6 protein-coding genes are annotated in these 11,479 nt (G+C 44.6%); 1 reads left to right on the top strand and 5 read right to left on the bottom strand.

The window, feature by feature from the left end; all coding sequences use genetic code 11:
* Positions 1-40 precede the first annotated feature (40 nt).
* Positions 41-403 carry a dihydroneopterin aldolase gene (gene folB, locus HMPREF1536_RS04250; RefSeq protein ID WP_028726953.1) on the bottom strand — a complete coding sequence of 121 codons (363 nt, stop codon included), beginning with the start codon at positions 401-403 and terminating at the stop codon, positions 41-43.
* A 94-nt stretch (positions 404-497) separates the two neighbouring features.
* Here folB and HMPREF1536_RS04255 point away from each other — a divergent pair, with 94 nt between their 5' ends.
* Entirely contained in the window at positions 498-857 is a 360-nt protein-coding gene (locus tag HMPREF1536_RS04255; protein WP_028726952.1) for a bactofilin family protein, read from the top strand.
* A gap of 97 nt (positions 858-954) precedes the next feature.
* On the opposite strand, the gene HMPREF1536_RS26540 is transcribed toward HMPREF1536_RS04255, so the two are convergent.
* The 4 genes from HMPREF1536_RS26540 to HMPREF1536_RS04275 form a co-directional block, all read right to left on the bottom strand.
* Entirely contained in the window at positions 955-4,671 is a 3,717-nt protein-coding gene (locus HMPREF1536_RS26540; protein ID WP_028726951.1) for a hypothetical protein, read from the bottom strand.
* Positions 4,672-4,866: 195 nt separating this feature from the next.
* Complete coding sequence (locus HMPREF1536_RS04265; protein ID WP_028726950.1) at positions 4,867-5,646, bottom strand: DUF4469 domain-containing protein; 780 nt, start codon at positions 5,644-5,646, stop codon at positions 4,867-4,869.
* Between the two features lie 394 nt (positions 5,647-6,040).
* Positions 6,041-8,734: a 4-alpha-glucanotransferase gene (locus HMPREF1536_RS04270; RefSeq protein WP_028726949.1), complete on the bottom strand. Its 2,694-nt coding sequence runs from the start codon at positions 8,732-8,734 to the stop codon at positions 6,041-6,043.
* A gap of 87 nt (positions 8,735-8,821) precedes the next feature.
* Positions 8,822-11,362, bottom strand: coding sequence for an adenosylcobalamin-dependent ribonucleoside-diphosphate reductase (locus tag HMPREF1536_RS04275; protein WP_028726948.1), 2,541 nt, complete (start codon positions 11,360-11,362; stop codon positions 8,822-8,824).
* Positions 11,363-11,479: the final 117 nt, after the last annotated feature.

Raw genomic sequence — 11,479 nt, forward strand, 5'->3', positions numbered from 1 at the left:
GTGCTTTAAAAATGCAAAGATAGACAAAGTTATTCAAATACTAGCTGTAGGTTTCTTCCAGAATTACAGAGGCACTGTAAACATCCCCGCCAAAAGGGGGATTCAGCTTGGAGAGCTTCAGCCTGATAGCCAGCAGTTGGGGAAATGCTCTTTTGAGCGCATTTAGGATTCGTCCGGCTGCATGCTCCAGTAACTTCGACGGGATAGCCATTTCTTCCTTGACAATTGCATACACTTCGGCATAATTGATCGTGTCATCCAGATCATCGCTGGCAACGGCGTTTTCAAGGGGAGCAGTCAGGATCAGGTTCACCACAAACGTGTTCCCGACACGTGTCTCCTGGGGGGATACTCCATGCCAGGCATAGAATTTCATTGTTTCCAGCTCTATTTGTACTGTCATTTTACGTTATTTTATCTGTAAAAGTAGATAAAGAAGTCCTCTCTGCAAAAAAAATAGCCTATATTTGCGAGACAAGCAACAAAGTATTTATATGATGGGAATAAAACAAAAAGACGAAAATTCCGCCGGTGGCCTACATAACACCCTAGCCGCCGGAACCACCGTTAAAGGTAATATTATTACAGAAACCGATTTCAGACTGGATGGTCAGGTAGAAGGAGATATCAACTGCAACGGGAAAATAGTGATCGGCCCCAAAGGACGTGTGACCGGTAATATTATTTCAGCCAATGCCGAGGTGCTGGGAGAAGTGGAAGGCTCCGTACGTGTCAGTGAAAAACTGGTACTGAAAGCTACTGCCAATATTAAAGGGGATGTATTTGCACAATCGCTGGAAATCGAGCCGAACGCTCGTTTCAACGGGGTTTGCAATATGTCAGGGGAAAAAGCCTGAACCAATCACATCTACAAAAATAAAAGGGTATGCTCAAAACGCCTTCCGACGTCCGGCATACCCTCCTTATTTCATGCTGCTTCGTTTAGAAGCCCACCTAATTCATAAGTTTGAAAACTTCTCCTTTGATCAGTACAAGATAGATGCCTTTCGGAAGATCCGTTTCGGTGACGTGTCCTAAGACGGTCAACGTCTTATGGAGGCGGCCGTCGAACGTGATGATCCGCGCTACTTCCTTTGTTTCGCAATACAACCTCAACACACCCTCATGGCTCCAAACCCGGAGGGGCATATTGATATTGGCATTCGAAGTCGGAAGATCAGGCGTGATGCCGGTGATCGAGATCGTCAGGTCACGAGAGACATCCGCAAACGTGTAGCGGCCGTCGGCATCAGGCTGCAACGTCTCGTTGCCGGCTTTCACTACCGGGGCGGACTGGCTGTATCCGGCATCCAAAGTCAGCGTGAAACTGAAGCTGCTTCCCTCCTCTACCGTATAATCTCCGGCAACCGGATCAGTCGTAGCACCGACCACAGACGGCAAGGTGATCGTGTAACTGTCCACCGTGGGAGTGGGATCAGGTTCAGGCTCCGCTTTCGATTCTACCGTCACCGTGCCGTAAACGCTTAGCGTGGTAGAGACCGCTGTTCCACCGGTTACTTCCCGCTTAATCCGGCAGCGATACTCATAAGTACCGGGAGCGTTCAATGGCTCGCTGTAACTATTCGTATAAGTAACAGCTTCCGGCTCGGTATCAAGCTTCATTGCTCGCGTAACCACCGGAGTCTGTTCCGGGTAGGCCGTTGGTTCTCCGATATTCGTCCATGTACCTGCGTTTCCGCGTTGCCATTGGAAAGTGACGGTTGCACCGGCCGGAACGGTTGCTTTCGCACTTAAAAAGGCGGTTTCACCTGGTGTGATATTTTTATCTGCATCTTCTTCTTTTAGCACGGAAAGAAGCGGGGTTTCGTCTTCGTCCAGCACTTCCGTGATCAACCCGGTGTTGTCGATTAATGTACCGGTGTTGATGACCCTGGCTGTCAATGACACTTCTGCGGCATTATCACCCTTTTCGATGGTCACGTTGCCATTGTTGGTGAGCGTTCCGAGGTTGTTCGTTCCCGACAATTTGAGGATGACGTTTGCCTCTTCGGTGATGGTCGTTTTGGCCTCGAGGGTTTCGCCGCCTTCGCCCTCCTCTTTCGGTTGGACGGTTACGTTACCGATTTCCACGACTGCCGGTTCATTTTCTTCCGAGCCGGGCGCGGAGATTTCCACATTGTCCACGCTTGTGATTTCATCCGATCCTCCCAATACGGTGGTATCATTTTCGATATACAACGTGTCGAGACGGAACCGGGCAACCAGTTCGATGGATTTTTGTGCCAGAAACTTGTGCTCTTCATTCGCCTTTATATCTTCCCGCGGAATGGAATCGAGCTTCTCCACCCCCTCTTCCAGTTTCTTCACGACTTCCACGACATCCACCAACGTAGCTCCCTTGCCGGGCTTAGGCGTAACGTGGAAAGTTCTTGCATTTGTAAAAATGATCGTGGTGTCGGCCTGGAAATCATGTTTTTCCTCCTCATCCTCTTCTCCCGTCAGATAATAGCCCTCGAATGTGCCGGGGCCTTCTGCTTTCAGGGTGAGGGGAAAATCGATGACGGAGAAGCTATTCTTATAAACCGGACCATTACTTCCTACCTCCCATTCTTTCCACTCGATTTCACCTTCAAGCAATGCTGCATTATGGGCAGCCACATTTTCATTTAGGGTAGTTTCGCTAACTTCATCTCCGATGTAACAAGTACTGCAATCGACTTTCCCATAATTTCCTCCGATAAAATCATTATCTCTGACTATCTTTACACCTTCTGGGCATGAAGCATTCACAGATCCATTAAAATAACAATTCCCTACATATTTGGTCTCATAGGAAGTATTACTACTGTATCCCACAAGCCCACCGATATACCCTTTACGCGGATCTATAGGGTTTGGAAGTTTGTGTTCATCCAATATTAACCGAACGTTTATGTCAGCATTCACATAACAGTTTTGGACAGATGTAGCATACGAAGCAATCAAACCTCCAATATAATAATCACGTGATGCCTTTCCGTCGTAGAGATTAATAGTACTCTGTTCAACACCACAGTTAATCATACAACCATGACAAGATATCGCTAATCCAGCCACAGCTCCACCACCCCAAGGATAAGCGTCTTCGATATACTCAAATGTACCGGAAACAATCAAATTGTAAACATCACGACAACTATAGAAAAACGCTGCATCTGCTTGCTTTACCTTCACTCCGTTTATTCTATGTCCTTGCCCGTCAAATGTAACATTCAAATCTAATGGAATCCAATCATAAGAAGACATATCCAAATCTTTAGTAAGTACGATGTCCGAGTATGGAGAGATTTCATTATGCCTGCCACCCTCCACAGTCAAATACTCTATTCCATTATAATCATTATCACCGGAAATTCCAACATAACCGCTAAGAGCAATAGCCATCCAGCATAAGCCGACTTCCGAATTTATTTCATAGCGATAAACAGTAGAATAAGAATAGTCATCATTGCGAATTACCCTGACATCACGTCCGTTGGGACCGATATTTGCTTTTTTAGCAGCCTCAAAAATCGCATTCGTGTAAATACCCGCATTCGTTTTGTTCTTCACTTGTACACCATCAACGAGATAATTAATCTTATTATCTTTCAGTAGAGAAGCTGAAAAAGGTAAATCGGGGCGGAATCTTCTATCCCACGTATAATAGCCAAAACCAGAGGCCAATACATTTTCAGGCACAATCGGATCCGAGATATTAATACTGCGATATTTACCGCCGGATAAAGAGACCACAGCAGTACCTCCAACATTTAACCTATCAATAATACCATCCGAGATGTTCAATGTTCCACCTTTTGCATCCACTCCTAGGATATTGCTCCCTCCGGTAATGTTCAATACACCAGTACTCCCTTCAGGCAAATTCAATTGGGACACATTACCGCTGAAATTCATAGTTCCACCATTAATAGAGAAGTTACCAGCAACATCGCCAGGGCCTTCTGTTATAGTGGACATTCCACCCGACATAAGCAAAGTAGAGCTAAACATGACCCGTTTTGCGAAAAGTTCACCATTGGTCATTGTTAAATCTTTAATGCTAACATTTTCCAAATTAACAGTTCCTCCGGCTACGATTACTTTTCCATCAATCTCAAGGTCTTTTACGTTCAAACATCCGCCATTTTTAACATCAAAGAGAACACTATACAAGCTAATCTCTTCTCCTCCCTCAGAACAGATGGTAACATATCCTTCTATATTTATGTTTGATATATTATAACAGCCTATCGTTTCGCTTATTACACAAACACCATCTTGCAGCGTAGCGACCTCTATATTATCTGTTCTTTTAAATAGTTGTGCTGCATAATTCAGACCTGCAATCAGAGTTTCATTATCTTTGATAGATTTAGAAATACTGGGAGATATTGATAATAACCCCTCATCAAATTGGGATGCTTTCACTGTTGTAGTATAAATACCATCTTTAGACAACAATTCACCTGTATACGAATAATAATATTCAAGCCCTTTGTCCATTTTGTAAACAATAGGAACATCCTCATCGTCTCTATAATCTCCACCTTTCACTTCAATAGTATACCCTATCTCATCACGGGTAAAAGAAGGGATTTCAACATTCCCCCATGCCCTATCCGGCAAAAGCATCATCGCCCCCATCAGGCAAAGCAGCCAGAGGTGGTATTTCTGTATTATTTGTTTCATAAATAAATGCTTGTTTATATTGTACTAGTTCTTTGATATTTGCGCAGGTTACGCAAATCGATCCGTTTCGTTCCGTGCATATACGATTGTCGTATGCGCTCGTATACGGACATCGTATGTTCCCGTATACGACGGTCGTATGTGAGAGGATACGATCATCGTATACGGGCGCATACGGTGATCGTATAAAAAGTATCATTCAATTACAGGACGATCGTCCTCGCCAGCATCCCCCACTGTCAGCAGGTAAGGGAAACGGTTACGGCGTACGTCTTTCAACAATTGTTTGGTGTTTCCGCCATATTGGGAAGCTATTTCCAAATAATATTTACCATCGGCCAATGCCGGGATAATGAAAGAGAAATAAGAAGGATCGTTACGCGAAACGGCTGTCATTGGAACAGCGGTTTCCGCTTCGGTTTCCGAGTTGACAAAGAAGAAACCGACGGTGTTACCTTCAGCTCCCACGATCTTGACACGCTTGCCTTCACCGTTGAGGGTGTTGCTCGGGGTGATTTTAGCATTTACAGAGCCGGAGAATACATCAGTCACTTTAGTGATGGTCGGAAGGCCTTCCACTACTTCACCTACGATTACATTGATACCTTTCATATCCGTTTTCACTTCCTTAATAGGCGTGCTGCGGAGGGTCACATTATTCTTTGCCGGATCGAATTTGGCATTCGGGCCGATGAAAGGGCCGTCTATCCCAAGCGAGTTATTTGTCAAGCCGAATTCCACGGTAGAACCTGAGTATAATTCTTCTTTGGCAGTTGCTTTCAGGTCGTTGTGGGCGGCCAGTAATTCGGATGCAGTGAACTTGCTTTTGCCGTTTGCTGCAATATTACAGAGGTCTTCAATAGAGCGATTTGCCACGTAAGTGACGTTGGCTGTGAAGTCGTCTTCACGCTCTGTCAGCATGTTAGCTACGAGGGTGGCGACGATGCTGCGTTTTTTGGGTTCATTTAATGCCATAAGCTTTATTAGTTTTAATGAGTTCTGCATGAACTCTGGTATCAACCATGAAAATTAATCTTTGGAAGTATTAATATCTTTTGATAGTCCCATGAACATGAATAAAGACCAATTCATAGAACTATGACAAGGTTTGCCTCGTGATACCATAACAGTACTTTCGACAGGGGAGAAAAACAGATAAATAACTGTTCTTTTTATAGAAACCTTGATTATTAGCTATTATAAATGCAGTATTTGTCGATAATTCTTATCTTTGCCCAAAATAACCAGAGTTCATGCAGAACTATGGTATTTTACTAAGAATAAAAAAACTGTGCCGAAAGTGCTATTTAATACTTTCGACACAGCCCTTTGTGAGATGTTTTCCGACGCTTATATGTCCAACGGATATCTATCGTCTTCCGGACTTTCTAATTAGTTCCGCAATTTTGTTGTTCAGGCTGTCTGCCTCGATCAGTTTCTCCAAAGGCATATGCATCCGGTAACGCCAGTAATGATTGGGGATAGCCGGGATGTTGATCCGTTCGGACTCGATATCTTTTCTCTTTACCGCATCATCGATAGCAAACCAGTCCTGTATCGGAATAATGGTCAGCATGGAATTGGTAGCCAGATGATTCGTGACGATCTGGGTAGCTATATCTTCCGTACATTCTTCCGGTGCCTGTCCTTCGCGCAACAATACATTATTATAATAACGCTGTATCTTCTCACGGTCTTCCTTCCACCAATTGCGGAGCGGAGTCATATCGTGTGTCGATGTCGTACAAACCGAATGGTAGGGCAGGTTGAACATATCCGTAAACTCCCGCTGGGGGGTCTTCGGCATCCGCTCGATCTCCAGGCTAAGTATCTGAAGTTTATTCATAACATCGGGCACTGATTCGGGGATCATTCCCAAGTCTTCCCCGCATACCAGCATATTGGTACTTGCCACCAAAGGCGTCAGACGTTTAAATGCCTGCGCTTTCCAGAAGTCATTATGACGATGATAGAAGAATTCCCAATATAATTGATCGAATGCATATCTGTCGGATGTACTCAGTTCACTGTACATATAGGACTGGCTGGCCGAAATACGGGGATGGAATTTATCCTTTTCCTGCGGGTCACGAAGGAATAAAACCTCATTAGCAATAGAGAACAGTCCTTCCTTTATCTGCAGAGAGGCTTCATCGGTCTTTCCGGCAAACAAGGCTTCGATCTTCCGCTGCGTATCACAGAATGATTTCAGCACAAAATGATTGGAAGATGATTGTGCCAAATAAGTTCCTACGACTTCTTCCGACAGGGTACCGAATAATTCCGGCAGGAATTTATGGTTGATATGCGGAGTCGTAAAGCGGGCTTCATTGAAAGTAAAACCATATTGCTCTATCTCCTCTTTTGTCAGGGGAAGCGCCGGATTGAAATGACCGCAAAGTCCCTGGACATAATCCTGCGGCACTTCCCAGATACGGAAGAAGCCTAAGATGTGGTCGATACGGAAACTATCGAAGTAATCGCTCATCTTGCGGAAACGCCTCTTCCACCAGGAGTAATTATCTTTCTCCATCACCTCCCAGTTGTAGGTCGGGAACATCCAGTTCTGACCGTTCACCGAGAAATCATCGGGGGGAGCTCCTGCCTGACCGTTCATATTGAAGTATTGCGGTTCTATCCAGGCATCAATACTGGTGCGGTTCACACCGATCGGGAGATCACCTTTCAGGACAATGCCATTCTTACGTGCATAGTCGGATACTGACTTGAATTGTGTATGCAGGATATACTGCAGGAAATAATAGAAAGATATTTCCGGATAAGCTCCGTTGTCTTCCGAACATAGTTCACGTATCTGCGATTTATTATAGGTCGCATTATTTCCCCAACAGGTAAAGTCGGATGTTTTATATTTATCACGAAGATAGCTGTAAGCGGCATAAGGGACTAACCAGGACTGGCTTTGAGCAAAGAACTCCTGATATTCCGGACTGGACAGGATAGCGGAACCTTCCTGGCTGAAAAATTCCCGGCAATAAGCCAGTTTATATTTTACCGCTTCCTCGTAGTCGACAGCATCTTTCGCATTCAACTCTTCCTGCTTTGCCTTGTAAAAGGCAGTCCTTCCCGCATCTTTCAGCTCTCCCATCAACGGCAAGCTGATATACATCGGATGGAGTGCATAAATAGAAATGGCACTGTATGGATAAGAGTCTCCTTTCGTATGGCTCATCGTCGTATCATTCATAGGCAAGACTTGTATGATACGCTGGCGGGTTTTCTTTGCCCAGTCGACCAGCATACGGAGATCGCCAAGATCACCTACCCCGAACCCTTGCTCGGAGCGGAGAGAGAATACCGGTATTACGGTTCCCGCACATCTCCATAAAGGAAGGTTGTCGCGGAAATAGAGTCCGGATACAGTAACTGTTTCTCCAAAATCCTGCGGGGGAAGTTCGAGCTTTCTGTTTTCATCTTCTTCCCAGTATAACGGCTGATGTTTGTCGTTATCGTAGACCAGGAATTTGTATTCCAACGGATAGACTATATCATTTGCATCCAGGTCGATATGCCAGTCAGGGAAGGTGTCGCAACTGAGGATCAGCGCTTTGTCAGGATGCCAGTTTCCCAGACACTCCTGATTACCGGTGATGGCAACGCTTTGATTCTTTTCCACCCGGGGAGCCGATATCTTAATCGTCAGCCTCTTCCCGCTTTTGACCACCCGTTCATAGGTGTTACAGGGATGAGCAAACAGGCTTTTCGTGAAAGCTGAAGAGTAGAAAGCCAGATTAGCCGGACGTATCTGCCAGTAGTCATACAAGGTATAATGATTGGCATGTCCTTCAAATACTATCTGATGGTTTTTCTCCCATTCTTCAAATACCTGCTTGTCATTTATACTTAAAAAGTAACGATATTCTATAGTCTGTTGAGGCGATGTAAGTTCCAGATCCAGCTCAAGCTGCCAGTTTCCATCCCCTTTGTAGTTCATTTCTTTAGCCAAAGCGGGCTCCCATGAGCCAAGCTCCGGAATAGATCCTACTACACATAACTTCTGCCCCCAAACGGTATGGAAGTTTATATTAAAGGTGACTTTCATGTGTATCAAATTTAGTTCCAGCCACGAAGATATAAAAAATGCGGAAATTTCTCTCCGCATTCATTAAAAATATTTGTTATACTACACTTATCCACACTTTGATGCTCCGCAGTTTGTGCAAATCAAACATCCTTCCTGATAGATAAGAGTTTCCTGTCCACAGTTCGGACATTTCTGTCCTTTCAGTTCCGTACCGTTCGGCAGGTACTTTTTCAATGCACGTTCCACACCGTTCTTCCAGGTATTGATAGACTCGTTGTTCAGTTCCATTCCCTGAACCAGCTTGATAACCTGATCAATAGGCATACCATAACGCAGCACGCCGGAGATCAGTTTTGCATAGTTCCAGAATTCGGGGTCGAACTTACCGTCCAATCCTTCGATGGTCATCTTGTAACCACGTTTATTCTTGAACTGGAAGTCATAATGTTTCTGTCCATCTTCATCATAGCTCTTGATGATCGATCCTTTCGATACATTCTTCGGAAGCATGATACCTTCGTCGTCATCTGCAAGACCGGTAAAGATCTCATAAGGACGGCCATTCAGCAAGCCGACAAAGGCAATCCATTTTTCGCGATTGTTCTGGAATTTAACAACATCAGCTTCCAGTTCACGCGGACGGGTAGCTACGATAACAGGCGGTTCCATGCAATTGCAATCGTCTTTCTTGCCCTTCTTCTCAGTCGACAACAATACACCTGAACGCGAACCGTCACGATAAACGGTACAACCTTTACATCCGCACTTCCATGCTTCCACATACAGAGAATCGACCAGATCCTCCGACACATCAGCCGGCAGGTTGATGGTTACGCTGATAGAATGGTCTACCCATTTCTGGATACGTCCCTGCATACGTACTTTCTGCAACCAGTCCACATCGTTGGAGGTCGCTTTATAATACGGAGATTTAGCAACCAACTCGTCAATCTCTTCCTGCGTATATTTCTTGATAACGGAATATCCGTTAGCCTGCATCCAGGTTACGAACTTATGGTGGAATACTACATATTCCTCGAATGCATCGCCTGTTTCGTCAACAAAGTCGACACGTGCATCAGCATCATTCGGGTTTACTTTACGGCGACGTCTGTACACCGGAAGGAAGACCGGTTCGATACCGGAAGTCGTTTGTGTCATCAAACTGGTTGTACCTGTAGGTGCAATCGTCAGACAGGCAATGTTGCGACGTCCGTATTTCAACATTTCTTCATATAGTCCCGGATCAGCTTCACGCAGACGGTTGATGAACGGGTTCTTTTCTTCACGTTTTGAATCGTAAATTTCAAAAGCACCGCGTTCCTTAGCCATCATTACAGAAGAACGGTAAGCTTCCAACGCCAATGTTTTCTGAATTTCTTCAGCACATTCGGTGGCTTCTTCCGTACCGTAACGCAGACCTAAAGCAGCGATCATATCTCCTTCTGCCGTGATACCTACACCAGTACGACGTCCCTGCAATGTTTTCTTCTGTATCTTTTCCCACAAATGACGTTCAGTTTCCTTCACTTCCATCGATTCAGGGTCAGAGTCTATTTTTTCGAGGATCTTTTCTATCTTTTCAGATTCAAGATCAATAATATCATCCATGATACGCTGTGCCAGTGCTACATGCTTTCTGAACAGGTCAAAATCAAAATAAGCATCCTTTGTAAACGGATTCACCACGTATGAATAAAGATTAATAGCCAGCAAACGACAGCTATCATACGGACAAAGAGGTATCTCACCGCAAGGATTGGTAGAAACCGTACGGAAACCCAGGTCTGCATACGAATCGGGAACTGATTCACGCAAAATAGTATCCCAGAACAGAACGCCCGGTTCGGCTGATTTCCAGGCATTGTGAATGATCTTCTTCCACAAAGCCGGAGCGTCTATTTCTTTTACCGTAGTAGGTTCCTGCGAATCGATCGGATATTGTTGTTTATATGAAGTACCGTTCACTACGGAGTTCATAAAGTCGTCATCAATCTTCACCGACACGTTTGCACCGGTTACTTTTCCTTCTGTCATCTTTGCATCGATAAAGGATTCAGAATCCGGATGCTTGATCGACACACTCAACATTAACGCCCCACGACGTCCATCCTGTGCTACCTCACGGGTAGAATTAGAGTAACGTTCCATGAACGGCACCAGTCCGGTTGAAGTAAGAGCCGAATTCTTTACGGGAGATCCTTTCGGGCGGATATGAGATAAATCATGTCCTACACCTCCACGACGTTTCATCAACTGAACCTGTTCTTCATCGATCCGAATAATTGCGCCATAGGAATCGGCTTCTCCATCTAACCCTATCACAAAACAATTAGAGAGTGAGGCAATCTGGTAGTCATTGCCAATTCCCGTCATCGGACTTCCTTGCGGAACGATATAGCGGAAATGATCAAATAGGTCGAAAAGCTCCTGTTCCGATAACGGATTAGGATACTTTTTCTCTACACGGGCAATTTCACTTGCCAACCGACGATGCATATCATTAGGGGATTCCTCATAAATGTTCCCGAATGCATCCTTCAAAGCATACTTGTTTACCCATACTTTAGCGGCAAGCTCGTCGCCTGTAAAGTAGTCCAGTGAAGCCTTAAATGCTTCATCGAATGTGTAAGTTTTATGGTTCACGATAATTACTGTATTTAATAATAGTGCAAGTTTAAGAATACTTTATTTATTAGCCAAATTATTCAACAACTAAAATCGGAAATAATAGAAAGTTTTCCGTTTCAAAATACACCACCT

The sequence above is a fragment of the Parabacteroides gordonii MS-1 = DSM 23371 genome (genome assembly GCF_000969825.1).
Taxonomy (GTDB): Bacteria; Bacteroidota; Bacteroidia; order Bacteroidales; family Tannerellaceae; genus Parabacteroides; species Parabacteroides gordonii.